This is a genomic window from Paramuribaculum intestinale, from assembly GCF_030759015.1.
In the GTDB taxonomy this organism is placed as follows: Bacteria; Bacteroidota; Bacteroidia; order Bacteroidales; family Muribaculaceae; genus Paramuribaculum; species Paramuribaculum intestinale.
Map to the genome: position 1 here is coordinate 403,257 of NZ_CP098825.1, position 25,144 is coordinate 428,400.

Genomic DNA, 25,144 nt, shown 5'->3' on the forward strand with positions numbered 1-25,144 from the left:
TCTGTCGTTCAGTCGGGCAGAAGCGGGAGATAGTCGGCATAGCCTTGTTCGGCCATCTGTGAGCGTGGGATGAAACGTAGCGCCGCGGAGTTGATGCAGTAGCGTAGTCCGCCAGACTGTGCCGGTCCGTCGTTGAATACGTGGCCGAGATGTGCGTCGCCTATGCGGCTTCTCACTTCGGTGCGTTGCATTCCTGCGGTGTTGTCGGGGACGCGTGTGAGCAGGGTGTCGTTGATGGGGCGTGAGAAGCTTGGCCATCCACATTGTGATGAGTATTTGTCGGTGGAGAGGAACAGTGGCTGTCCGTTGGTGATGTCGACATATATTCCTTCGCGCCGCTCCCGCCAGTAGGGGTTGTCGAAGGGCGGTTCGGTGGCGTTGCGGCGTGTGACGTCGAACTGTATCGGTGAGAGCTGCTGGCGTAGTTGCTCGTCGGATAGCCGGGCATAGCGTTTGAGGTCGCTTTGCGGGGCGTCCGGGTCGTGAAATTCTGCTGCCTTGCGGAGTAGTGACGGGTTGACATGGCAGTATCCTCCGGGATTCTTTTCAAGATAGTCCTGATGGTACATTTCAGCGGGATAGAAGTTTTCGAGCGGGAGGTTTTCAACTACGATCGGACGGTCATAGTTGTCGGCGGCTTTCCGGAGGGCTTCGGTGGCGATTTGCTGTGACTGACTGTCGATGGTGTATATGCCTGTACGGTACTGCGTGCCGGTGTCGCCTCCCTGACGGTTGACCGATGTAGGGTCGATGGTCATGAGGAAGAGCTGTATGAGATAGGGGAGCGTGACACGTTGCGGATTATATGTGACCTTGACTGTTTCAGCGGCGTGTGTAAGACCGGTGCATACCTGCTGGTATGAGGGCTGCGGTACGTTGCTGTTGGCATATCCGACTTCGGTGTCGATGACTCCGGGTACATTTCTGAAGAAGCGTTCTGTGCCCCAGAAACATCCTCCGGCAAAGTATATGGTGGCGTTGTCCATTGTTATCGAGGTTTGATGCGTTGTTAAGTGAACAACAATTCGGGGTGGTGAAATGTTGGTGACTTCTGCTGGCTGAAGGGTCAGCTCTGTGGTGGTTCACAAAATTAAGCATTTGTTTTCTAACGAGGGTGTTTTTTTCGGATGCATTTGAACGGTAGATAGAAAATGAGTTTGTTTTTTACAATGGGATTGTATATCTTTGATTCCATGAAAGAATTTACAGCGACGGTGATTTCGGTGGATGGTGACAGGGCGGTGGTTGCGCTTGAACTGCATGAAGAGGCGTGTGAGGTATGCCGTCTGTCGTCGGTGTGTATGCGTCCCGGCGAGTGCGTTCTGGAGGTAGGAATCGATATGTCTGACAGTATCGTTCCAGGTAATCCGGTGGTGATCAGGGATGCCGGATGTTCAGCGAGCCGTATGATGCTGCTTGGGTTGCTTTTGCCTCTTGGGGTGTTGGTGGGCGTCGCTGTTGCGGCGTCATGGATAGGTATGAATGATGTATTGAGTGCGGTGTCGGCTGTTATGGCGGCGATGTCGGTGTATGCGGTTTTGTATCTGATGAGGAGACGTGCGTTTCCAACATCGGATATGGTATGCGAGTCTTTAGATTGTAGGAGGGCGTCATGATGTGGGCTGCAATAGTTCTGGGAGTCATAGGTGTTGCCGCTGCGGGGTTGCTCTACGTTGTGGCCCGGCGGTTTAGCGTGGATGATGATCCGCGTATAGATCAGGTGGAGGGGCTTTTGCCCGGGGCCAATTGCGGCGGATGCGGCTTCAGCGGATGCCGTGCGTTTGCTCAGGCGTGTTGCAATGCTACGTCGCTGGAAGGATTGTCATGTCCGGGTTCGGACAGGTCGACGATGGGGCGTATCGCATCGGCGCTGGGGCTGCAAAACGAATCATGCCCCGATGTGCGCAAAGTGGCGACAGTGGGTTGCGGCGCGAAGTGCGGCGGCCGGCAGGATGTGGCGCTTTACGACGGGCCGGCCTCATGTGTAGCAGTCGCTGCCATAGGGTCGGGTGAGTCATTGTGCAGCTATGGATGTGTGGGTATGGGCGATTGTGTTGGTGTGTGTCCGTTTGATGCAATATCTATCAATAGCGAAACGAAGATACCTGAGGTGGATCATTCGCTGTGTACGGGTTGCGGGCGGTGTGCGGAGCGTTGTCCTCGGTCGGTGATCAGTATCCGTCAGGTGAGGGTGCAGGCAGCGTTTAGGTATGTGGCATGTTCGAATGCCTCGCCTGGCCAGCTGGCTGTGAAAGCTTGCCGGTCGGCCTGTATAGCCTGTGGCAAGTGTGAGCGCGTCTGTGCGTCGTCGGCCATAACGTTTGGGCGATGCGGCGACGGAGTGTCGCGTGTGGCTCCGGCAAGGATCGATGCCATGAAATGCACCGGATGCGGCATGTGTGGGCCGGCGTGCCCTACGGGAGCCATACGCATGGCAGAGGGCTGACATATCGGGGTCTGGTGTCAGGGCTGATCATGTGCTTTGCTGATCATTTTTTTATGGGCCGATTGTTGTTTTACATGCAGGTGTTGCAGTTGTCAGTCGGTTGTAGTATATTTGCGGATATTAGCCGATGAGCCATGAAAACTCCCAGATACAGTCATATCATGTCGCATATCCGTCGTCAGGACGGGGATGAGGGCATGTGGGTAATACAGACGAATGATGAGCATTGTCGTGGCGTGGCATCGCGGGCTGAAGGATTCTCATCTGTATTCGGCATGGGCGACTGGGGACGACTTATGGGACTGCTGCACGACAGAGGTAAAGAGTCGGATGCATTTCAGTGTAAAATCAGGTACAGTTCAGGATACGATATTTCAAAGATGCCGACGGATGCCGCTCCGCACAGTCTGGCCGGCGCTATTGTCATGCATAGTAAGTATGCCGACGGAATGGGCTTGATGAGCAACCCCATAGCCGGCCATCACAGGGGACTGTATGACATGGATGAGTTTAGAAATCTGCTCAAGAATGGCGCAGTGGCCTAAGAGGTTTCGCGTCAGGTGCCTGATCTGGCCTTGCGTCCGCCGTCAGTCAGGCTTAAAGGCATGGAGATACATCATGTGGTCAGGATGCTGTTTTCTTGTCTGGTGGATGCGGATTATCTCGACACCGAGCAGTTTATGGATGAAACGTCGAGCCGGATGAGAGAGAGCTACAGTAGTATCGTGGATCTCAAGGAACGCTTAGACAGATACATCGGCCGGTTTTCGTCGTCGGCTCCGAGTGTTGTCAATCGGCTGAGGAGTGAGGTGCAGCGAATGTGCGAAGAGAGGAGTGCGATGACTCCCGGAGTGTTTGAACTGACGGTGCCGACCGGCGGAGGCAAGACGGTCGCGTCGGTCGTATGGGCTGTCAATCATGCGTGTCGGCATGGCAAGCAGCGGATCATAATAGCGATACCGTTTACAAGCATCATAATGCAGACTGCTCAGGTGTTGCGTGAAATATTCGGGTCGGAGAATGTGATCGAGCATCACAGTGTGATGTCGGACGAAATGATAAATGAACGAACCAGACTTGCAGCCGAGAACTGGGATGCTCCGATAGTGGTGACAACAAATGTGCAGCTGTTTGAATCGATGTTTTCCAACCGTCCGTCGAAATGCCGCAAGCTGCATTCGCTGGCCAATAGTGTGGTGATTCTTGACGAGGCGCAGTCGTTGCCACGGTCGTTCATGCAGCCGGTGGCTGACGCGATAAGCACATATACACGTGTGTTCGGGACCTCGTTTTTGCTATGTACGGCCACACAGCCGCTGATCTCGGGCTGTCACAAGGGATGTGGCCCGGTAGAATACCGTGGAATAGATGCCGGTGATATACACTGCATAACAGACCGCAGTATGGATCTGCATGAAGGATTGCGCAGGGTGGATATGCGTTTTGACATGTGCGAACTGACTTCGGACGAGATCGCCCGTAGAATAGAGGGGCACCGGAGGGTATTATGCATTGTCAACACTCGCGGTATTGCTTCGGAAATATACGGGCGTCTGAGAGAAAGCGATGATAACTTTCATCTGTCGAGGATGATGTGTCCGCTGCATATACGTCAGTGCCTGTCAGAGATCAGGCGGCAGCTGGATGACGGTGGTGACAGATGTGTGAGGGTCGTGGCCACTCAGCTTGTAGAGGCCGGAGTGGATCTGGACTTTCCGGTGGTTTACCGTCAGATGGCGGGTCTGGACTCACTGCTTCAGGCGGCCGGAAGGTGTAACCGGGAGGGGCTGCTGGAGAATGGTGTGACCCATGTGTTCCGTATGCAGGGATATATGCCTCGGGGAACGATAAAAGAGAGCATATATGCGATGTAGGAATTGCTCAGGATGCATCCCGATGCCGACTGGTTTGATCCGGATGTCATTAAGGAGTATTATGCGTTGCTGTATAAGCGGACGCCTACATTTGACAGTCAGGAGATATGCCGGCTGTCGGAAACGCCCGGTGAGGTGAGATATGAGGAGATCGCCCGGCGGTTCAGGCTGATAGATGATGAGGGCATGACGCTTGTAGTGAATTATGCGGATGCAGGGAGCCTGATATCGCGGCTGAAGCGTGTAGGGCCGTAAAGAGCTCTGATGCGGGAGCTCGGCCAGTTTACAGTCAGTGTGACGCGCCGACAGTTTGAGGAGATGCGTCGCGCCGGCATGTTGGACGAGCCGTTGAGTGGTATCTATTATGTGGAGGATCCGATGCTTTATGACTGTAAGTCGGGTCTGAAAGCCGGAAACGAATATCTTGAGCAGACGTTTGTGATATGACAGAATGATAAACCGATGGCCGGCGGCCGATATGATTCCGCAACTGATAGATGTTGATGACATGTGACCGTTTGCCTGAAATATAGAATGTGTAATGGAATATTTTGACAAAGAGTATGGCCTTGAGGTGTGGGGCGACATGGCTTGCTTCACAAGGCCTGAACTCAAGGTGGAGCGAGTGAGCTATGACGTGATCACGCCATCAGCCGCCCGGAATATCTTCCAGGCGATATTCTGGAAGCCTGCGATACAGTGGCGTATTACCAGAATAGAGGTGGTGAATCCGATAAAGTGGATCTCGGTGCGACGCAATGAGGTAGGCGCGCTCGCTCAGAACAGTGCGAACGCCCGACCGATAATCGCCACAGAGAAGCGTCAGCAGCGCAACAGTCTGATGCTGCGCGACGTCGGGTATCGTATATATGCCAAGATGGAGTATATACCTCCCCACAAGCGGGCGGGCGTATCGTCGAGAGAGTCGGGCGACGACGAGAATCCGGGTAAATATCAGGCGATGTTCGAGCGCAGGGCGTCGAAGGGTCAGTGCTTTACAATGCCTTATCTTGGCACGAGGGAGTGCACGGCCTATTTCAGTCTTCTTCCAGATGGGGCGAAGGGTGGCGATGATCTGCTGCAGGAATCGCGTGATCTGGGAATAATGCTGTATGACATGGATTTTTCCGACAGCAAAGATATACGGCCGATGTTTTTCCGTCCGGTGATGGACCTCGGTGTGATAGAAGTTCCACCTGTTGACAGCAAGGAGGTGATGGGATGATACTTAAAGCGCTATACGATTATTTTTATTCGCGTCCTGACCGTGTGCCCGAGGGGATGTGTCGCAAGGAGATCGAATATGTGATGGTGATAGACCGCGACGGGTCGTTTGTCAGATTCGAGTCTCGACGCATTGACAAGAAACGATGCGCTGAGCTGATTGTGGCGGCGCCTGTAAGCCGGTCGTCAAATGTCGCTCCCAACGTGTTGTGGGACAACGGCAAGTATGTGCTGGGGCTGAATGATTCGGACGACAGACACCATCGTTCGTTCGTTGGTCTGGTAATGGAGATCGCCTCGTCGCATCCCGACGAGGCGTGTATGGCGGCTTTGGCGGCTTTCTACCGCCGGACTCCGGAGGAGCGGCGCATGGCCTACGGCCGTGATCCGTTGTTTGATGAGGTAAGCAACAACGCTGCCGCCAATATGACCTTTATGGTCGAGGGTGACTGTGAAACGATTGCCGAGAAGGGCCATCTGATACCGGCCTCCGAAGGGTCAGACGCCAGCCCAAGCGGCGTATGCCTCGTGACTGGCCGGAACGGCCGGCTGGTGCGGACAAGCACTGGTTCGACCATACCCGGATGTTCGCCCAATACCGCTCTGGTCGGCTTTCAGGTAAAGTCGGGCTATGATTCCTATGGCAAGCAGCAGGCTTACAACAGTCCTATATCTGTGGAGGCCGACTTTGCCTATACTTCGGCGCTTAAGATGCTTCTGTCGAAGGATTCGGAAAACAAGACACGTCTTGGTGACAGGACATTCCTATACTGGTGTTCGGGACGATACGGACGCGACACCGAGTCGTGTTTCGGCTTCATGGTCGAGAGCGACAAGTCGTCGGAGGCGAAAGGTGTGTCGGCGGCAGGTGTGGAGAAGCTGTTCAAAAGTATATGGTCGGGGACCGTGAATACTGATCTTGATGACCGGTTTTACTTTCTCGGGCTCGCTCCCAACGCCGGGCGTATGGCGGTAGTGGTGTGGGAGAATGTGCAGCTTCGCGAGTTTGCCGGAAAGATATTGCAGCATTTCGATGATATGTCGCTGGTCGGCTATCGTGCGAATGACAAGGGTCGGTCTACCGCCGGAGTTTTCAATATGCTTTCGGCCGTGACCCTTGACGGAAAGCAGTCGGAAGCGTTGCCCAATCTTTGTGAGGCGGTAGTGCAGTCGGTCATCCAGGGCACACGCTATCCGTATCAGCTCTACACGTCGGCTCTCGAAAGAATCAGGGCAGAACTGCCTGACCGGACAGTGACCCGGACAAGAGCATCGATACTTAAGGCATACATAAACAGAGTGACAAGAAATAATAAAGATAACAAACAACTTACACCAATGCTTGACAAGACAAACAGTAATCCAGGCTATCTGAGCGGACGTCTGGCGGCAGTGCTCGAGAGGATACAGAGCGATGTGAAAAGCGGCGATTCGATCCGCACGCGCTATATGGCGGCGGCATCGGCCACTCCGTCGGCAGTGTTCCCGGCGATGCTCAACCTGTCGGTGCACCACAGCGAAAAACTCAGCGAGGCATCGAGAGTGTTCTATGAGAAGACCAAACAGGAGATCATCGAGAAGATGCCTGCGGAGGGATTTCCGTCGCATCTTGATCTGAACGATCAGGGACGCTTCTTTGTAGGGTATTACCATCAGATGGCCGATTTCTACACGAAGAAGGAATCAGAGTGAATAAACATCAAGACGAATCATATTAAAAAAACGCAGAATTATGGCAGACATAAAGAACAGAGTGGATTTCGTGTATCTCTTCGATGTGCAGGACGGTAATCCGAACGGCGATCCGGATGCAGGCAATCTTCCACGGGTGGACAACGAGAACGGATGCGGTCTGGTGACAGACGTGTGTCTGAAGCGCAAAGTGCGCAACTATGTGGATGCTTCGCGCAATGGTGCTCCGGGGTATGGAATTTTCATACAGGAGGCGGCTGTGCTTGACAATCGTGTGGAGGAGGTGTATGCCTCTGACGAGGTTGCAAGTAAGTCGAAGGACGATAAAAAGGCTGCCGCCCGCAAGGCCTTGTGTGAAAAATATTTCGACATACGGGCTTTTGGCGCCGTGATAGCTACCAAAGACAAGCAAGGACAGGTGCGCGGACCGATACAACTCACCTTCGCGCGTTCGGTGGATCCAGTGGTGAGTCATAGTCATTCCATCACACGTATGGCTGTGACAAAAGAGGCTGACAAGGAAAAGGAGAAGACCATGGGCAGAAAATCAACGGTGCCTTACGGTCTGTATCTGTGTCACGGCTTTGTATCGGCGAATCTTGCGAAGCAGACCGGTTTTTCGGATGCGGATCTCGAACTTCTCTGGGAGGCGCTTGAAAACATGTTTGACAATGACCGTTCGGCGTCACGCGGACTCATGAGTCCGCGCAAGCTCGTCGTGTTCGAGCATTCGTCGGAGCTTGGCAATGCTCCTGCCAACAAACTGTTTGATGCCGTAAGGGTGTCGAAAAACAGCGGCGTGTCAGTGCCTCGCAGTTTCAGCGACTGCACTGTGGAGATCGATCGCGACAGTCTGCCTCAGGGTGTGACGGTCATAGAAAAGTTCTGATGCCTCGTTCAGGCTATTATGCCGATGATGAAATGATCCCGCTGTCGGGCATACAGCATTTTATGTTTTGTGAACGGCAGTGGGCTCTCATTCATCTCGAATGTCAGTGGCAGGAAAATTTTCTTACAGCCGAAGGGGCTTTGCTGCATGAAAGGGTTGACGACCCGTCGGTACGCAAAAGCGGCCCTTTCGGGATTGTCACTCTTCGCGGGCTGCGTGTTGCCTCCAGAAGATTGGGATTGTTCGGCGTCGCAGATGCGGTGGAGTTGCATCCTGTTGCAACAGGCAAGCGCAGTGTTGCGGAACTTGTCGCCAGCCGGGAGTTCACGATAATGCCTGTGGAGTACAAGCGGGGTCATCGCAAGATCAGTGATTGTGACCGATACCAGGTTGTAGCACAGGCTATGGCTCTTGAGGAAATGTATGGTGCGGAGATAAGCCGCGCTGCTGTCTTCTATTGGGAGGAGCGCAAAAGAGAGTATGTTGAAGTGGATGCGGAACTCCGCGATCGAGTGACCGATGTGTCGCGCAGGATGCATGAGGCATATAGGTCGGGGCGTACCCCTGCGGCTAAACGCACGGGGTCGTGCAGAGCCTGTTCTATGGAGGATATGTGCATGCCTGGACGGATCAAAGCCGATGTGACTGACTATCTGAAAACTTTATTTGATGAAGAGATTGCTTAATACGCTGTATGTGACGACTCCGGATGCATATCTTTCGAAGGATGGCACAAATGTTGTGATTTCGAGCCAGCAGAAGATATTGTTCAGGATGCCGATACAGAACATCCAGTCGATAATCACATTCGGTTATCAGGGGGCAAGCCCGGGACTTATGCGTCTGTGTTCTGAAAATGGCGTGGCATTGTCGTTTTTTACGACTGCCGGACGGTTTGTGGCGAGAGTGCAGGGCCCGCAGACGGGCAATATACTTCTTCGCCGATCGCAGTTTCAGAATGCCGGTGACACGGATTATTGCCGTCGTCTGGCTTCATCTTTTGTTCTCGCGAAGATACACAATGCGCGAATGACCCTCAGGCGATTTGTCAGAGATTACCCCTCTGATGAGGGAGTGTCCGCGGTGGCGGATGCGGCTGAGTCGCTGAAAAATATGTCGCGTCTGATAACCAGGTCAGTTTCAGTAGATGAGGTCAGAGGTCATGAAGGTCAGGCGGCGTCAATATATTTCGGCGTGATGCACCACTTGATTCTCAATAAGGATCGCTGTTTTGCTTTTGCAAGGCGTGTAAAACATCCTCCGACAGATTGCGTCAACGCTATGTTGTCATTTGGATATACATTGCTTGCTCATGACTGCGGTGCTGCGCTGGAGGGAGTGGGACTGGATCCATATATGGGTGTGCTGCATTCTGTACGTCCGGGTCGCATGTCGCTGGCGTTGGACTTGATGGAGGAATTCCGTTCGTGGCTCGTGGATCGTTTTGTCATATCTTTGATCAACACACGTCATATCAGGGCATCGGATTTCACCCCCGCTGCCGGTGACGGGGCGGTCGGTTCGGTAAGTCTTACGGAAGATGGTCGAAAAAAATATCTCACAATGTGGCAGAACCGCAAGAAAACGGAAATCATCCATCCCTTTCTTCAAGAGAAGGTGCCGATAGGGTTGTTGCCTCATATCCAGGCATTGTTGCTTACCCGCTATATGAGGGGTGACATGTCGGATTATGCTCCGTTTCTTGTCAAATGATTTTTAGGGTATATATGTGGTGATTTTTGAAGAATACGATGATGAATATCCTGATAGTATATGATGTGAATACATCTACTCCGGAGGGACGCAAACGATTGCGCAATGTGGCCAAGTGTTGTCAGAATTATGGGCAACGTGTGCAGAACTCAGTGTTCGAATGTCAGCTTGAATACCATTCCTATCCAATGTTGAAACATACTCTTGAAGAGATAATAGACAGTGGTGCGGACACGATCAGGATTTATAAGCTTGGCAAAAACTACCAGCAGTCTACCGAGCAAATAGGGCGTGTGACCTCTTTTGATTTTGATGGCAGCATCATCGTATAGTGTTTTAGATGGGTGTGGATTTCGTCGCAGTAAGTCCAAAGAATGGAAACAGTGTGACAGATACATGCTAAAGACATGCATGGTCTGACATAATTTGGAATCATCCGCTCGATATAGTCGTGGGTGCGGGCGAATCGTAAGCATTACAATTTTAGTAGAGTACTCGCAGTGATTGATATTCAGACGTATAATAGAAAGAAGTAGATTCTAAGTTTGTGCATTAGCGATAAAAATGCTATTTTCGCGGAGAATTAGTCATAAATAGGACTCCTTTAGATTGTTACTATTATGGCAGTCGCACCCCATGCGGGTGCGTGAATTGAAACCCGTAGAGTGATTTTAGAAAGCCGACGTGTTTGGTCGCACCCCATGCGGGTGCGTGAATTGAAACGTGGAAGCCAAGCTCTCGGACAATGTGGCTCTTGTCGCACCCCATGCGGGTGCGTGAATTGAAACCAATTATGAAAACTTGTAACACCCCCGCGAACCGTCGCACCCCATGCGGGTGCGTGAATTGAAACCGTCTTGACCTTAAACGAGTCGCCAGGCATAACCGTCGCACCCCATGCGGGTGCGTGAATTGAAACCTCGGTCTTCCTCTCCTCGGTGTGGGTTGGTCGGTCGCACCCCATGCGGGTGCGTGAATTGAAACACAGCAAGGGCGTGAACATCTGCAAAGGGTGTGAGTCGCACCCCATGCGGGTGCGTGAATTGAAACGGCTGTCATATCCGCACTGCTGTGACCCAAAAAGGTTGCACCCCATGCGGGTGCGTGAATTGAAACCACTATGCTGAACACGTGGAAACACTCAAAAAGGTCGCACCCCATGCGGGTGCGTGAATTGAAACGTAGTCGCCGAGGTACAGACCGATGCGCTTGGCGGTCGCAGCCCATGGGGGGTGCGTGAGTTGAAGCGGCAGTGTGGGGAGGCGGTGCGTCCGCCAGTCGTCATTTGACTGCAGAGTGGGCTGTGGTGGATGCCGGCGAATCGGTTTGTCCGGCGATGGAGCGCAGGCGGTCGGGGGTGAGGACGGTAAGTCCTTTGCCAAAGCGCAGACGATTGAGTTCGATTGCCGACAATGGTGTGGCTGATCGGAATTGCGGCAGTGGGATCTGTTCAGGGTTGTTCATTGTTGTCGGAGGTAATGTTGTCAAACTTCGGTAGGAGTGCATTGACGCCGAGCAGGACCGTAGCATACGAAGCTATCAATACGAGCAGCTGTATGCGCATGGGGAATATTCCGGCAAACCATCCTCCGGCCAGATATGTGAAAAACAGTAGCCAGAGAGTCAGCTGCACGCTCAGGCAGAGTGTGCACCATCGGTGTGCGCGGTATTTCTGATACCATACGCTCCAGAAGCTGAACGGCAGGCAGCAGACGTCGCACAGAGCCAGATAGCCGATCCATTGCGGGAATATGAGCAAGCCCGCGAGGCTTACTGAAAAATAGGCGAATCCGACTTCGCTCCATCCAAACAGTCCGAAAAACTTTGCCGCAGGAGTGGAGAGAACGTCGTCGCAGCCCCCGCTCTGAATCATGCCGCACACTTTGTCGGCAGCGGAGTTGTGGATATTGAGCGACTTCTGTAGGAGCAGGTAGCTGATGTAGAGTCCGCCGAGATCGAGCAGCGTCAGGATTACGGTCGACGCATGGGCGTATATGCGGTTGCTGACAAACAGGTAGAGAAACAGGAATGCTACGGCGATCCAAAGCGTGACTCGTTTGGCTTTCGCCGCAATCTCTAATGCGTGATGCCGCCCATAGGAGGGTTCGACGGCATCGGGTGCTGGAAACGGCAGCAGCAGGTTGCCGTCGAATACCCGAAGGAAGTCATCTATCGGCGCGGATTCTGCCACTCCATGAGTCAGATAACCGATTGTGTCAGTGGTGATAGATGTCACGATGACAAATCCGGCCGATGTGCCGGCGATAAATGGGGGCGAGGCCTGACGGATCTCTGTCTTGTCGGAAAGCCGAAGCCCCTGTGAGCAGATGCCGTATTCCTGCATGAGTTTAGTCAGGCCATAGAGGGTAGGGAATGGCATGGAGCGGAATCGCTGTGCGGAGTATGAATCCGTGTGGCGCACACCGAGCTGCTGAAGAAGATCGTTGAATATGTTGGCTTTGTCGGGCGACATGTTTTCCTAAATGAATATCAGTCGGCGTAGCGTTCGATGGCAGCAAGAAGCGCTTCTCCTTCAATCTCGCCGGTGTGACGCCATTGTTCGATTCCGCCGGCGTAGATGATAAATGTGGGTATGGATTGGGCTTCGGCCTGATCGGCAGCTTCAGAATTGCTGTCGATATCGAGCTGCGCTATGCGAGCTTTCGAGCTGATGAGTTCGCTGACCTGATCGACTATCGGAGCCATGTGCTTGCAGTGGGGACACCAGGTGGCGTAGAATTCGACCATTACTACCGGGGCTGATGATATCAGTTGTGAGTATTCCATAGTTGATGTGCGTTTCGGATGTGTGTTGATACGGTTTTGCTGTATAACGCCGGTCGGGGTGCAAAAGTTGGCTTAAGGCTAAAGTAGCGGGTGTACATGGCAAACCCTGTATCAGCGTCTGAAGTCTGATACAGGGCTTTGATGTCATGTGGGATAGGGGAGCGGAGTGTCGCTCAGATATGTCGTATCACTCCGGCAGGATTGCCTGCGACAACCGTGTGTGGCGCTACATCTTTAGTGACTACCGATCCGGCACCGATCACCGAATCGTGTCCGACGGTGACTCCCGGCAATATGGTGACACATCCTCCGATCCATACATTGTCGCCGATTGTCACCGGTTCGGCCCATTCATCGCCGGTGTTGCGCTCCTCGGCGTCGAGCGGATGGCAGGCGGTGAAAATACTGACGTTGGGCCCGATGAAAACATGGTTGCCGATCGTCACCGGAGCCTCGTCGAGTATGGTCAGGTTGAAGTTGATGAATGTGTCGTGTCCGATAGAGATGTTGCATCCCCAGTCGCAGCGCATCGGCTGATTGATCTGCACGCGTTCGCCGCACTTGGCGAAAAATCCCCGGAGCAGAGCCATGCGGCCGTCGACGTCGTCGGGCGACATGTCGTTGAACCGGCGCACAATAAGCTGGGCTTTGCGCAAGCCTTCCTGAAACTGTGGCATGGCTGCGCGATAGCGCTTGCCTGTGACCATTTTGTTCAACTCTGTCAGGAACGGATCCATGATTTATGGCTGCTGGAGACTGTAGATGTCAGTGAGCTTGATGTCAAACACCAGTACCGAATACGGCAGGATTATGCCGGTCGACTGGACTCCGTAGCCCTGGTCGGCAGGGATGACTACACGACAGCTGTCGCCTACACGCATGTCGGTGAGCGCTATCTGCCATCCGCTGATCATGTCGGACGGGCGGAAGCGGTAGATGCTGTCGCCGTAGGTGGTCATAGTGAACGATGAGTCAAACGGCTCGTCGTTGTAGAGGCGCCCGATATACTTGGCGTCGACGGTGCTGGTGACCAGAGGCGAGAGATTGCCTTCGGTCTTGGCGCGGTCGTTGAAGTAGTGGATGAGCACGCCCGATGTCGGATACCATGCCGGGGCGAGCTTGGTGTAGTACGGTGTGCCGTCAGTGTCGGTAAGAGTGAGCTGACGCTGATACCACTCGTTGTTGGCCTCGCGCCACTCTTCGTATTCGTCCCAGGTGTTTTCGCTGTTGCACGCTGTGAATGCGATGGCGGCAGCTGCAGCCAGCAGGGATGCGGTAAATGATTTCATCGTCATCAGAATTTAACTTCGGGTGCTGACTGTGCGGAGTCGTCGGCCTGGAACTGCGGCTTCGGACTGAAGCCGAACCATCCGGCGTAGATCACCGTAGGGAATTTTTTTATGGCGGTGTTGTAGGCGGCTACAGCCTGTGTGTAACGGCCGCGGGCGGTGGCCACGCGGTTTTCTGTGCCCTCGAGCTGCACCTGAAGGTCGCGGAAGTTTTCGTTGGCCTTGAGGTCGGGATATGCCTCGCTGACAGCAAGGAGCGATTTGAGCGCCTGTGTGAGCTCGCCCTGCGCTTTCTGGAATTTGGCGAGTGTGGCCTCGTCGAGGTTTTCGGCCGAGATGTTGATAGATGTGGCTTTGGCGCGTGCCTCGGTCACTTTCTCGAGCGTGGAGCTTTCGTGTGAGGCGTAACCTTTGACGGTGTTGACCAGATTGGGTATCAGGTCGGCGCGTCGCTGGTACTGGTTCTGCACCTCGGCCCATGACTGGTCGACGGTCTGCTGTTGCTCAACGAGCGAGTTATAGTTGCACGATGAGAATGCCGGCAACATTAGGAATGCTGCAATGGCCGATATGATTCGTGTTTTGATCATGTTTATAACGGTTTGATGGTTTGTAGAGGAGAAATATGGGGTATCGTCAGCCGAGACGGCGCAGGAGAGTGGTGAGGCTCACGCGGTCGTGGATGAGCTTGTGGAGATCGTCCACGCTGACGCGGGTCTGCTCCATTGAGTCGCGCTCGCGCAGTGTGACGGTGTTGTCCTCCAGTGTCTGGTGGTCGACGGTGATGCAGTAGGGTGTGCCGATGGCATCCTGACGGCGGTAGCGTTTGCCGATGGAGTCTTTTTCGTCATATCTGGTGGCGAAGTCAAATTTGAGGTCGTTGACGATCTCGCGTGCCTTGTCGGGCAGACCGTCCTTCTTGACGAGCGGGAGCACGGCGCATTTCACGGGCGCGAGGGGGGCGGGGAGGTGAAGCACCACGCGCTTGTCGCCTCCGTCGAGCATCTGCTCTTCGTAGGATGAGCAGAGCACCGAGAGGAACATGCGGTCGACGCCTATGGAGGTTTCGATCACGTAGGGCGTGTAGTTCTCGTTGAGTTCGGGGTCGAAATATTTGATGTTCTTTCCGGAAAATTTCTCGTGCTGGGAGAGGTCGAAGTTGGTGCGGGAGTGGATGCCTTCCACTTCCTTGAATCCGAACGGCATCTGGAATTCGATGTCGGTGGCTGCGTTGGCGTAGTGGGCCAGCTTGTCGTGGTCGTGATAGCGATATTTCTCGTCGCCCATGCCGAGAGCCTTGTGCCATTGCAGGCGCCACTGTTTCCAGTATTCAAACCATTTGAGTTCCTCGCCCGGACGCACGAAGAACTGCATCTCCATCTGCTCGAACTCGCGCATGCGGAAGATGAACTGGCGTGCCACGATCTCGTTGCGGAACGCTTTGCCTATCTGGGCTATGCCGAAGGGGAGGCGCATACGGCCGGTCTTCTGCACGTTGAGGTAGTTGACAAATATGCCCTGTGCGGTCTCGGGGCGGAGATATACTGTCATGGCGCCGTCGGCCGTCGATCCCATCTCGGTGCGGAACATGAGGTTGAACTGGCGTACTTCCGTCCAGTTCTTGGTGCCTGAAACGGGGCATACGATGCCGCGGTCTACGATGATCTGGCGCAGTGCTTCGAGATCGTTGTCGTTCATGGCTTTTGCAAAGCGCTCGTGGAGCTCCTCACGCTCCTTGATGTGCTCTGCCACGCGGGGATTGGTCTGGCGATAGAGTGTTTCGTCGAACGATTCGCCGAATCGCTTGGCGGCTTTGGCCACCTCTTTCTCGATCTTGTCGTCGATCTTGGCTATCTCCTCTTCGATGAGCACGTCGGCGCGATAGCGCTTCTTGGAGTCGCGGTTGTCGATCAGAGGATCGTTGAATGCGTCGACGTGGCCGGAAGCCTTCCAGATGGTGGGGTGCATGAATATGGCGGAGTCGATTCCGACGATGTTCTCGTGGAGGAGAGTCATGGCGTCCCACCAGTAGCGTTTGATGTTGTTTTTGAGTTCGACACCGTTCTGGCCGTAGTCGTAGACGGCAGCCAGGCCGTCGTAGATTTCACTTGACTGGAACACGAATCCATACTCTTTGGCATGGGAAACTATCTTTTTGAAAACGTCGTCTTGCTGTGCCATAATTGTAGAATGACTATAAATGATGGGTGCAAAGTTAAGCATTTTCCCTTAATGGGCCACCACTTACTATTGAATTAAGATGCAATTATGTCGAGAAGCTCATGCAATAGTTCGGTAAAATTTGCATATTCAATTGAATATCAATAAGATGCAATAACAATTCAATATCAATGCAAACTGTTGTGTATCAGTGCGATACAGCTATGCCTGCTCAAAAATTACCGAACTGTTGCATGAAAATAGCGAATAAAACCGTAACTTTGCAGCCATGTTATCAAAAAAAATCATTGCATTGGTGGCTGTGGCCGTGCCTACGGCGCAGTCGTTCACGGTGTTGGCCGACGGCGGTGAGCACGAGATGGCTCCTGATTCTACAAAATGGCTTGAGGAGGTGTCGGTGACTTCCATAAAACAGTCGCCCGATATACGTCTGCAGCCTACATCGTCGACGGTGCTTGGCCAAAGCCGTATAGAGCGTCTGAATATACGCACGCTGAAGGGCGTCAGCGAGATCGCGCCCAATTTCTATATGCCCGACTATGGCAGCCGCATGACTTCGAGTATCTACGTCCGCGGCATAGGGGCGCGCATGGATCAGCCGGCTGTGGGTCTGTCGGTCGACAATGTGCCTTTTCTCAATAAGGATGCATACGATTTCGATCTGCCCGACATAAGCCGAATGGAGGTGATACGCGGCCCGCAGAGCACTCTGTACGGTCGCAACACCATGGCCGGACAGATCAATATCTATACCCTGTCGCCGCTCGACTATCAGGGCACGCGCATAATGGGCGAGGCCGGCAAAGGGGAGTCGATACGGCTCGCCGCATCGCAGTATGCTCTGCTCCGCGAGAATCTAGGCATGGGCATAGCGGGATATTTCAATTTCCGGGGAGGATATTACACCAATCGCTATCATGGATACAAGGCCGACAAGGAGAAGGGAGGCAGTCTGCGATGGAAGACGGCATGGAGGCCTACAGAGCGGTTGAGTGTGGACAATACCATGTCGTTCACGCTCGACCGTAACGGCGGTTATCCCTACGAGTATCTTGCCGGAAACGAGATCAACTACAATGACACGTGTTTCTATCGGCGTAATATCCTGTCCGACGGATTTACGCTGAAGTGGCGAGGTGACAGCTGGACTCTTTCGAGCATCACGTCGGTGCAGTATATCGACGACAATATGACGCTTGACCAGGACTTTCTGCCGCTCAGCTATTTCACGCTTACGCAGCGGCGTCATGAAACAAATCTTACGCAGGATATAGTGGCCCGTGGTAATGCCGGCGACCGGTATTCATGGCTGGGGGGGCTGTTTGCATTCTACAAGCACAGTTCGATGCACGCTCCGGTGACATTCAAGGAGCATGGCATACAGCGTCTGATTGTAGACAATGTCAACCGTAATCCGATTTTCAACGTGACGTGGAATGATGATCAGTTTGTGCTAGGCAGTGACTTCCGCATACCGGTTTACGGGCTGGCGGCCTATCACCAGAGCGATCTGAAGCTGGGACGGTGGACGCTATCGGCGGGTGTGAGGCTCGACTATGAGCATGTCGCGCTCCGTTATCACAGTCATGTGTCGACATCCTACACAATGACAATGAAAAACGGTCGTCCGATGGGGTCGAAAGAAATCAATATCGATCAGTCTGACAGGCTGAAAGAACACTTTCTGGAGTTTCTGCCCAAGGTGAATGTGTGCTATCGGCTTCCGATTCCGGGCGAGAGCGACGTGTATGCGTCGGTGGGCAAGGGCTACAAGACAGGGGGCTACAACACTCAGATGTTCAGTGATGTGTTGCAGCAGCAGCTCATGTCGGAGATGGGTCGTCCGGTCGAGTATGATATAAACGAGATCCTGAGCTACCGTCCGGAGCGAAGCTGGAACTATGAGGTCGGTGCCCATGTGAGTTGTGCCGACGGCAGGGTGCATACTGATATGTCGCTATTCTATATCGACTGTCGCGACCAGCAGCTGACCATGTTTCCTGACGGTTCCACGACGGGGCGTATCACTACCAATGCCGGAAAGACCCGCAGTTTCGGCGCTGAGGTGCAGGTGCGTTATTCTCCTACGTCGCAGTGGATTTTCAATACAAGTTATGGATATACCAATGCCAAGTTTGTGGAGTTTACCGACGGTCTGACCGACTTCCAGGGTAACCGGGTGCCATACGCGCCCCGCAATACTTTTTTCGCCTCGGCCACCTATCGCCTTCCGGTGGGTAGATGGATCGACGCGATGTCATTCAATGCCCGGGTGCGCGGTGTCGGTGACTTCTATTGGGATGAGGATAATTCCATACGTCAGCCGTTTTATGCCACTCTCGGACTCTCGGCGAGCGCCACTCATAAGTTCCTGACAGTAGAGGTGTGGGGCGAGAACCTTACGGATACCCGTTATACGGTGTTTTCATTCAAGTCGATCGGCAACACTTTTGTGCAGCGCGGAAAACCTTTGACGTGGGGCGTTACCGCCCGCTTATCGTTCGATTCGAACGCTGCCGACTGACCGGTGGGAACCATTGCGGCTGTGGCGGGGTTATTAAAGGTGTAGATTTACTTAATTAATGACTTCGCTATATGAGATGGTTTGAAGCTTCGATTACTGCTGTAGCGCTATCGCTCCAGCTCTGCTCGTGCAGTGGCGATGATGATCCGCAGGCCAGTATAGCAACAGCAGTTACGACTCCGTCCATAGCCGTGATGACAGATACCTCCGGCGTTGTCGGGATATTGCCCGATGTCAGTTGCAGCGTGGCTTTTAATGACGACGATAAGACGGCTCTGGTGGTGATCTCGAATCAGGGATGGAGTGAATCGGAGCGGGGGAGTGTGCTTCGGTTCAGGGGTGTTGCCTGGGTGTTTGACGGAGAGGCGCGAAGAGTGGCGGCTTCCGAGGTGGCTCCCGAAGATGTGCCGGAGCCTGTTCTTACAGACGTTTCCATTCTTTATCAGGCTCCGCGTGAGATTGACGGACGCCTGACCGATGGTCTGGCGGTCAGTTTCACCTCGGATAGCCACAGAGTGACGTTTGTTCCGTTGCATACGGTGCTATGCGGCACGACGGAGTCGGTCGACCTCAGCGATCAGCCGGAGTCGGTTGTGTCGACCAAAACGGTCTATGCCATAGATATTGATCCGTCGGCCGGGGCGGCTGTGATGACGGTCAGCGAACCCCGTTTTGATCTCGGTGGCCGTGTGGCGCCCGATTCTATGGAGCTTCGCTCGCTTGGCGTGGAATTTTATGCCGGAGGCTACCGTCTGTCGGCGGATGTCGCGGTGCCTTATATAGGTGGCATGGCTCGGCGCGACTATGAAGTGCGCGATCTGTTGGTCGACGTCAGTCTGTTCGGTGAGTCGACACTCAGCTACGTCACCTCGGCCGGTTATTCGGTGAAGGCATATTTTGAGGGGGTATATATGCGATGACGCGATTGTGTTGATGTGTTGACTGTGTAGTAGGTGTATCAAATCGAAGCGAAAAAATGGCGAAAAAAAACATCCTATCCATGAAAAAGAGGTCTGGATTGTGAAAGAAATGCCGATTTTTTTGACTAAATTTGCGTCAGAAATCCTGCGTAGTAACCGTGGAATGACTGATGGTTGGCTCTGTTGTGCTGATTGTCAGAATCTTGGCGGTGTGCGCTACAGTTGATAACGCAAATATTTGACAAAACTATAACATGGTATCATTATCGATTTCTAACGCAACGCTTGCCATAGCCGCCGCCCTGACGGGTATCGCGCTGGTGGCATTGGCGTTATGGCTTGCCGGCCTGCTTAGTCCGAGGTCATTCAACCCTCAGAAGGGTGAAGCGTACGAGTGTGGTATTCCCACTCGAGGCGAGAGCATGGCACAGTTCAAGGTGGGCTATTATCTTTTTGCTATCCTTTTCTTGATGTTCGACGTTGAGTGCGTGTTCCTGTTTCCATGGGCTGTACGCGTCAAGGAGCTTGGTGGCGCCGGGCTTGTCAGCATCGCGATTTTTTTCACAATATTAGTGCTGGGTCTTGTTTATGCCTGGCGGAAAGGAGCTCTTGAATGGAAGTGACAACCAAAAGCATGCCCTATGAGGCGTGGAAAGATAATGAGTATATCGAGAGCCTTGTCGCCGAACTTAAGGCCAATGGTACAAACGTGGTGGTAGGCTCGTTTGACAAACTGATCAACTGGGGTCGTTCCAACTCCATCTGGCCTCTGACTTTTGCTACCAGTTGTTGCGGCATCGAGTTTGTGTCGCTTGGAGCCGCCCGCTTCGATATGGCACGTTTCGGATGGGAGGTTGCCCGTTCGTCGCCCCGTCAGGCTGACTTTATAATGGTGGCCGGCACAATAGTCCATCGTATGGCTCCGGTGCTCCGCCGTCTGTATGACCAGCTTGCGGAGCCGAAGTATGTGATCGCCACTGGTGCTTGCGCCGTGTCGGGCGGTCCGTTCAAGAAATCATATCATGTGGTGATGGGAGTCGACAAGATCATACCTGTCGACGTGTATCTGCCCGGTTGCCCGCCGCGTCCTGAGGCCATGATCTACGCTATCATGCAGCTCTCGCGCAAGATGAAGGTAGAGCGCTTCTTCGGAGGCGTCAACCGCAAGGAAAAACAGCAGGAATTCCTCGAAAGCCACCCTGTTGAGGGTGTGGAGGATTGATTCCCGGCAGTAAAAGTCAACCCCTTTCAATCAAACGACGAAACCATTGACCAATATGGCAGACATTCAGGAAAGAATAGCCGGGCAGTTCCCCGAAGCCACATTCGATACATCCGACGTACTTACCGTCGAAATTCCCGATGCGAAACTGCACGCTCTCGCCCGTTTCCTGCGCGATGAGCTTCATTTCGATTATCTGATGACGATTGTCGGCATGGACTGGGTAGAGAAGATGGGATGCATCTACTACCTGCAGTCGACGGCCGACCATAACCGCATAGCAATCAAGGCCACTACGGCCGACCGTGAGAACCCGATGCTCCACAGCATCGCCGATCTCTGGCAGATAGCGGTGATTTACGAGCGCGAAGTCTTCGACTTCTTCGGAATAGTGTTCATCGGCAACCCCGATATGCGCCGTCTCTTCCTCAGCATAGACTGGAAGGGATATCCCCTGCGCAAGGACTATGATCCGTCGCTCAACCCCGTGCCTACCGAAAACGAGCGTCAGAGTGACTTCACCAACACTTACGTAGAACAGGCCGACGGCAAGATCGTCAAGGAGCAGGCCAGAGTGTTTGAGGAGGATGATTTTGTAGTCAATATAGGTCCGCAGCATCCTGCTACCCACGGAGTGCTCCGTTTCCGCACAGCAGTCGACGGCGAGACGATCAAGAAGATCGACGTGTATATGGGCTATATCCATCGTGGAATCGAAAAGATCTGCGAGGGACTGACATATCCGCAGACGCTCCATTTCATGGACCGTATGGACTATTTCTCGGCTCACAATTATCATCACGGACTCTGTATGACCATAGAGCAGGCTGCCGGCATAGAGGTGTCGCGCCGTGTGCAGGTGATCCGCGTGATCATGGACGAGTTGTCGCGCATAGCCTCCCACTGCCTGTTTATCGGCACATTCTGCATGGACCTCGGCGCTACCACGATGCTCTTCTATACGCTCCGTGTGCGCGAGCAGATACTTGACATTATGGATAAGACCTGCGGTGCCCGCATGACGTTCAACTACGATACCATCGGCGGTGTGATGCAGGATCTTCATCCCGATTTCGTGAAGGATGTGAAGGCGCTGCTCGCAGTGCTTCCGGCCAACCTCAAGGAATACGACAAACTGTTCACCGGCAACGTTATCACACGCAACCGTATGGAGGGCGTAGGATATATGAGCCGCGAGGATGCCGTCACCTGGTCGGTGACGGGTCCGTCGGGACGTGCGTCGGGCTGGGCCTGCGATATCCGCAAGACCAATCCCTACAGCATTTACCAGGAACTCGATTTCGAGCAGGTGGTGATGCACGAGGGCGATGCTATGGCTCGCTTCAAGGTGCGCATGAAGGAGATCGAGGAGAGTGCCAAGATTATCGCGCAACTTATTGACAATATACCCGACGGCGAGATTCAGGCCAAGGTTTCGAAGGTGTTCAAACTGCCTGCCGGACATTGGTTCCGTACGGTGGAGGGATGTCGTGGCGCGTTCGGCGTCTATCTCGAAAGCGACGGCACGGTCAATCCGTATCGTATCAAGTTAGTTCCGCCGTGCCTGCCGGCTGCAGCCGCTGTCGATCATCTGACACGTGGCCAGAAGATAGCCGACCTCATCACTATCGGCGGTTCGCTTGACTATATCGTTCCAGATATCGACCGATAAACAAATCACCAACTATTGACAACGACACTTGAAAAAACATAAGTCATGTTTGATTTTTCCGCTTTAACCAACTGGATCCATGCCGGGCTTCTTTCGTTCATGCCCGAATGGCTCGCCGTGACCACGGAGTGTGTGCTCATAGGGCTGGTGCTTCTTACGGTATATGCGCTACTGGCTCTTTTCTATATCTACTACGAACGTAAGGTGTGTGCCGCTTTCCAGTGTCGCCTCGGTCCCGACCGTGTCGGCCCGATGGGATTGCTGCAGAGCTTTGCTGACATGTTCAAGATGCTCATCAAGGAGCTGATATCGCTCAAGCATACCGACAAGTTTCTTTTCGCTCTGGCACCCTATCTGGTGATTCTGGCGTCGATGCTTGCCTTCGCAGTGCTCCCATGGGGCAACGGTCTGCAGGTGATCGACTTCAACATCGGCATATTCTTCCTGATAGCCGTTTCGTCGATAGGCGTTCTCGGCATACTTCTTGCCGGATGGTCGAGCAACAACAAGTTTACTCTCATAGGCGCTTTGCGTTCCGGCGCCCAGATGGTCAGCTATGAGCTGTCGATCGGCCTGTCGGTGCTCACTATGGTGTGTCTGGCCGGCACGATGTCGGTGGGCGGCATCGTTGAAGAGCAGCGCGATCTGTGGTTTATCTTCTCGGGTCATATCCCCGCGATCATCGCTTTCATCATCTACCTGATAGCAGGCACGGCTGAAACCAACCGTGGCCCGTTTGACCTCCCTGAGGCCGAGAGCGAGCTGACTGCCGGCTATCATACGGAGTATTCCGGCATGCACTTCGGATTCTTCTATCTGGCTGAGTATCTCAACCTGTTCATCGTGTCGGGCGTGGCCGCTCTGCTGTTCTTCGGCGGATGGATGCCGCTCCACATCCCTGGATGGGATGCTTTCAATCATGTAATGGATTACATTCCGTCGGTGATATGGTTTGTCGGCAAGGCAGTGGTGATCTCGTTTATCATCATCTGGTTCAAATGGACATTCCCGCGTCTGAGGATCGATCAGATGCTTTCGCTTGAATGGAAGTATCTGCTCCCTATAAATCTCTTCAACCTGGTGCTGATGGTGCTGGTAGTGGTCTACGGACTTCACTTCTGATGCGTGCCTGACGCAATTGAAAAACAATCTACTCTGACAATTGACTGACATGAGCGAAAAATACGGAAAAATAGCACAGGTCATCGGTCCCGTGGTCGACGTGGCCTTCGAGGGCGAAAGCAATGAGCTTCCCCCTATCTATACCGCTCTGAAAGTAGACCGTCCCGACGGCGGAATGCTTATACTCGAAGTGGAGCAGCATATCGGTGAGAACACCGTCAGATGTGTGGCCATGGAGAGCACCGACGGCCTTCGCCGCGGCGAGCGTGTGGACAATCTCGACCGACCGATAGCTGTGCCGACCGGCGATCAGGTCAAAGGACGTCTGCTTAATGTGGTGGGTGAGGCCATCGACCGTCTGCCCGCTCTCAAGCGCGACAATCTTCGACCGATCCATCAGCCGGCTCCGGAATTTGACGATCTGACCATCGGCACCGAGATACTATATACCGGTATCAAGGTCATAGACCTGCTCGAGCCTTACAGCAAAGGCGGCAAGATCGGCCTCTTCGGAGGCGCCGGCGTGGGCAAGACCGTGCTCATCATGGAGTTGATCAACAATATCGCCAAGGGTCACAACGGTTTTTCGGTATTTACCGGTGTGGGCGAGCGTACTCGTGAGGGCAACGACCTCCTGAGAGAAATGATCGAGAGCGGCGTCATGAAGTATGGCGAGAAATTCCGCGAAGGCATGGAAAAGGGGGAGTGGAACCTTCAGGATGTGGACATGAAGGAGGTCGGCGAGTCGCAGGCCACCCTCGTGTTCGGACAGATGAACGAGCCGCCGGGCGCGCGTCTGCGTGTGGCGCTTTCGGGTCTGACCGTTGCCGAGCAGTTCCGCGATCAGGATGGCGGCGGCAAGGAGATACTTCTCTTTATCGACAACATATTCCGTTTCACGCAGGCCGGCAGTGAGGTATCGGCTCTTCTCGGACGTATGCCTTCGGCCGTGGGTTATCAGCCGACACTTGCGTCGGAAATGGGTGCCCTGCAGGAGCGTATTACTTCTACGAAGAACGGCTCGATCACTTCGGTGCAGGCCATCTATGTGCCGGCCGACGACCTTACCGACCCTGCTCCGGCCACAACTTTCAGCTTCCTTGACGCCACAACGGTGTTGAGCCGAAAGATTGCTGAGCTGGGCATATATCCGGCTGTGGATCCTCTCGAATCCACATCGCGTATTCTTGATCCCAATATTATCGGGGAGGAGCACTATAATACGGCACAGGCCGTGAAGCAGTTGCTTCAGAAATACAACGAGCTGCAGGATATTATCGCGATTCTTGGTGTCGACGAACTGTCGGACGAGGACAAACTCGTGGTGGCACGCGCCCGTCGCGCACAGCGTTTCCTGTCGCAGCCGTTCAATGTGGCCGAGCAGTTTACCGGACTTCCGGGCGTGATGGTGCCGTTGAGCGAGACTATCCGTGGATTCAAGATGATTCTCAGCGGTGAGATGGACGAGTATCCCGAGCAGGCTTTCCTCAATGTGGGCACTATCGACGAGGCTATAGAAAAAGGCAAGCGTCTGCTGGCTGAGGTGAAGTGATCATCCAAGTGATAATACGACTACCGGCACTTACGGA

Annotated in this window: 27 protein-coding genes and 1 CRISPR repeat array; of the genes, 19 read left to right on the forward strand and 8 right to left on the reverse strand. The window is 53.6% G+C overall.

Annotated elements, in window-relative coordinates:
* Positions 1–8: 8 nt before the first annotated feature.
* On the reverse strand, positions 9–986 hold the full coding sequence (gene msrA / locus NF347_RS01630; RefSeq protein ID WP_107681598.1) for a peptide-methionine (S)-S-oxide reductase MsrA: 978 nt from the start codon (positions 984–986) through the stop codon (positions 9–11).
* Positions 987–1,151: 165 nt separating this feature from the next.
* Here msrA and NF347_RS01635 point away from each other — a divergent pair, with 165 nt between their 5' ends.
* From NF347_RS01635 to cas2, 12 genes are all read left to right on the forward strand, one after another.
* Positions 1,152–1,616: a SoxR reducing system RseC family protein gene (locus tag NF347_RS01635; RefSeq protein WP_107036824.1), complete on the forward strand. Its 465-nt coding sequence runs from the start codon at positions 1,152–1,154 to the stop codon at positions 1,614–1,616.
* Positions 1,613–2,446 (forward strand): 4Fe-4S binding protein, encoded by an 834-nt coding sequence (locus tag NF347_RS01640; RefSeq protein ID WP_107681599.1) that lies wholly within the window; start codon positions 1,613–1,615, stop codon positions 2,444–2,446. Before NF347_RS01635 ends, NF347_RS01640 begins: the two co-directional genes overlap by 4 nt.
* 134 nt (positions 2,447–2,580) lie before the next feature.
* Positions 2,581–2,991 (forward strand): CRISPR-associated endonuclease Cas3'', encoded by a 411-nt coding sequence (locus NF347_RS01645; protein WP_107681600.1) that lies wholly within the window; start codon positions 2,581–2,583, stop codon positions 2,989–2,991.
* Positions 2,992–3,051: 60 nt separating this feature from the next.
* Complete coding sequence (gene cas3, locus NF347_RS01650) at positions 3,052–4,320, forward strand: CRISPR-associated helicase Cas3' (protein WP_107036827.1); 1,269 nt, start codon at positions 3,052–3,054, stop codon at positions 4,318–4,320.
* Between the two features lie 3 nt (positions 4,321–4,323).
* On the forward strand, positions 4,324–4,575 hold the full coding sequence (locus NF347_RS01655; protein WP_133165484.1) for a hypothetical protein: 252 nt from the start codon (positions 4,324–4,326) through the stop codon (positions 4,573–4,575).
* Positions 4,576–4,584: 9 nt separating this feature from the next.
* Complete coding sequence (locus tag NF347_RS01660) at positions 4,585–4,767, forward strand: hypothetical protein (RefSeq protein WP_107681602.1); 183 nt, start codon at positions 4,585–4,587, stop codon at positions 4,765–4,767.
* 94 nt (positions 4,768–4,861) lie between these two features.
* A complete protein-coding gene (gene cas5c, locus NF347_RS01665) occupies positions 4,862–5,545 on the forward strand; it encodes a type I-C CRISPR-associated protein Cas5c (protein WP_306254314.1) in 684 nt (227 codons plus the stop codon).
* The gene (gene cas8c / locus NF347_RS01670) at positions 5,542–7,236 is read left to right on the forward strand and encodes a type I-C CRISPR-associated protein Cas8c/Csd1 (RefSeq protein ID WP_107036830.1); all 1,695 of its coding nucleotides are present in this window, start codon (positions 5,542–5,544) and stop codon (positions 7,234–7,236) included. Before cas5c ends, cas8c begins: the two co-directional genes overlap by 4 nt.
* Before the next feature lie 40 nt (positions 7,237–7,276).
* On the forward strand, positions 7,277–8,125 hold the full coding sequence (gene cas7c / locus NF347_RS01675; protein WP_107036831.1) for a type I-C CRISPR-associated protein Cas7/Csd2: 849 nt from the start codon (positions 7,277–7,279) through the stop codon (positions 8,123–8,125).
* Entirely contained in the window at positions 8,125–8,811 is a 687-nt protein-coding gene (gene cas4 / locus NF347_RS01680) for a CRISPR-associated protein Cas4 (RefSeq protein ID WP_107036832.1), read from the forward strand. Before cas7c ends, cas4 begins: the two co-directional genes overlap by 1 nt.
* The gene (gene cas1c, locus NF347_RS01685; protein ID WP_107681604.1) at positions 8,795–9,838 is read left to right on the forward strand and encodes a type I-C CRISPR-associated endonuclease Cas1c; all 1,044 of its coding nucleotides are present in this window, start codon (positions 8,795–8,797) and stop codon (positions 9,836–9,838) included. Before cas4 ends, cas1c begins: the two co-directional genes overlap by 17 nt.
* A 41-nt stretch (positions 9,839–9,879) precedes the next feature.
* Entirely contained in the window at positions 9,880–10,170 is a 291-nt protein-coding gene (cas2, locus tag NF347_RS01690) for a CRISPR-associated endonuclease Cas2 (RefSeq protein WP_107036840.1), read from the forward strand.
* A 294-nt stretch (positions 10,171–10,464) separates the two neighbouring features.
* Positions 10,465–11,019: a CRISPR direct-repeat array (repeat unit 32 nt; unit sequence GTCGCACCCCATGCGGGTGCGTGAATTGAAAC).
* A gap of 100 nt (positions 11,020–11,119) precedes the next feature.
* On the opposite strand, the gene NF347_RS01695 is transcribed toward cas2, so the two are convergent.
* The 7 genes from NF347_RS01695 to NF347_RS01725 form a co-directional block, all read right to left on the reverse strand.
* On the reverse strand, positions 11,120–11,302 hold the full coding sequence (locus NF347_RS01695; RefSeq protein WP_107681605.1) for a hypothetical protein: 183 nt from the start codon (positions 11,300–11,302) through the stop codon (positions 11,120–11,122).
* A complete protein-coding gene (locus tag NF347_RS01700) occupies positions 11,289–12,311 on the reverse strand; it encodes a vitamin K epoxide reductase family protein (RefSeq protein ID WP_107681606.1) in 1,023 nt (340 codons plus the stop codon). The genes NF347_RS01695 and NF347_RS01700 overlap by 14 nt, the downstream gene beginning before the upstream one ends.
* A gap of 17 nt (positions 12,312–12,328) precedes the next feature.
* Positions 12,329–12,625 (reverse strand): thioredoxin family protein, encoded by a 297-nt coding sequence (locus NF347_RS01705; RefSeq protein ID WP_107036836.1) that lies wholly within the window; start codon positions 12,623–12,625, stop codon positions 12,329–12,331.
* Positions 12,626–12,798: 173 nt separating this feature from the next.
* On the reverse strand, positions 12,799–13,362 hold the full coding sequence (locus NF347_RS01710; protein WP_202613093.1) for a sugar O-acetyltransferase: 564 nt from the start codon (positions 13,360–13,362) through the stop codon (positions 12,799–12,801).
* Positions 13,363–13,365: 3 nt separating this feature from the next.
* Positions 13,366–13,914, reverse strand: a complete 549-nt coding sequence (locus NF347_RS01715) for an FKBP-type peptidyl-prolyl cis-trans isomerase (protein ID WP_161553898.1) — start codon at positions 13,912–13,914, stop codon at positions 13,366–13,368.
* A 5-nt stretch (positions 13,915–13,919) separates the two neighbouring features.
* Positions 13,920–14,504 (reverse strand): LemA family protein, encoded by a 585-nt coding sequence (locus NF347_RS01720; RefSeq protein WP_107036838.1) that lies wholly within the window; start codon positions 14,502–14,504, stop codon positions 13,920–13,922.
* A 46-nt stretch (positions 14,505–14,550) separates the two neighbouring features.
* A complete protein-coding gene (locus NF347_RS01725; RefSeq protein WP_107036839.1) occupies positions 14,551–16,095 on the reverse strand; it encodes a glycine--tRNA ligase in 1,545 nt (514 codons plus the stop codon).
* Positions 16,096–16,363: 268 nt separating this feature from the next.
* Here NF347_RS01725 and NF347_RS01730 point away from each other — a divergent pair, with 268 nt between their 5' ends.
* The 7 genes from NF347_RS01730 to atpD all read left to right on the forward strand — a co-directional run bounded on the left by NF347_RS01730 (position 16,364) and on the right by atpD (position 25,107).
* Positions 16,364–18,619, forward strand: coding sequence for a TonB-dependent receptor (locus tag NF347_RS01730; protein ID WP_107036192.1), 2,256 nt, complete (start codon positions 16,364–16,366; stop codon positions 18,617–18,619).
* Between the two features lie 71 nt (positions 18,620–18,690).
* Positions 18,691–19,539, forward strand: a complete 849-nt coding sequence (locus tag NF347_RS01735) for a hypothetical protein (RefSeq protein ID WP_107036191.1) — start codon at positions 18,691–18,693, stop codon at positions 19,537–19,539.
* 254 nt (positions 19,540–19,793) lie between these two features.
* Entirely contained in the window at positions 19,794–20,162 is a 369-nt protein-coding gene (locus NF347_RS01740; RefSeq protein WP_107036190.1) for an NADH-quinone oxidoreductase subunit A, read from the forward strand.
* Positions 20,153–20,761, forward strand: a complete 609-nt coding sequence (locus NF347_RS01745) for an NADH-quinone oxidoreductase subunit B (RefSeq protein ID WP_107036189.1) — start codon at positions 20,153–20,155, stop codon at positions 20,759–20,761. The genes NF347_RS01740 and NF347_RS01745 overlap by 10 nt, the downstream gene beginning before the upstream one ends.
* Before the next feature lie 55 nt (positions 20,762–20,816).
* Positions 20,817–22,433: an NADH-quinone oxidoreductase subunit D-related protein gene (locus NF347_RS01750; protein WP_107681317.1), complete on the forward strand. Its 1,617-nt coding sequence runs from the start codon at positions 20,817–20,819 to the stop codon at positions 22,431–22,433.
* Between the two features lie 45 nt (positions 22,434–22,478).
* Positions 22,479–23,555, forward strand: a complete 1,077-nt coding sequence (gene nuoH, locus NF347_RS01755) for an NADH-quinone oxidoreductase subunit NuoH (RefSeq protein WP_107036187.1) — start codon at positions 22,479–22,481, stop codon at positions 23,553–23,555.
* 49 nt (positions 23,556–23,604) lie between these two features.
* A complete protein-coding gene (gene atpD, locus NF347_RS01760) occupies positions 23,605–25,107 on the forward strand; it encodes a F0F1 ATP synthase subunit beta (protein ID WP_107036186.1) in 1,503 nt (500 codons plus the stop codon).
* Positions 25,108–25,144: the final 37 nt, after the last annotated feature.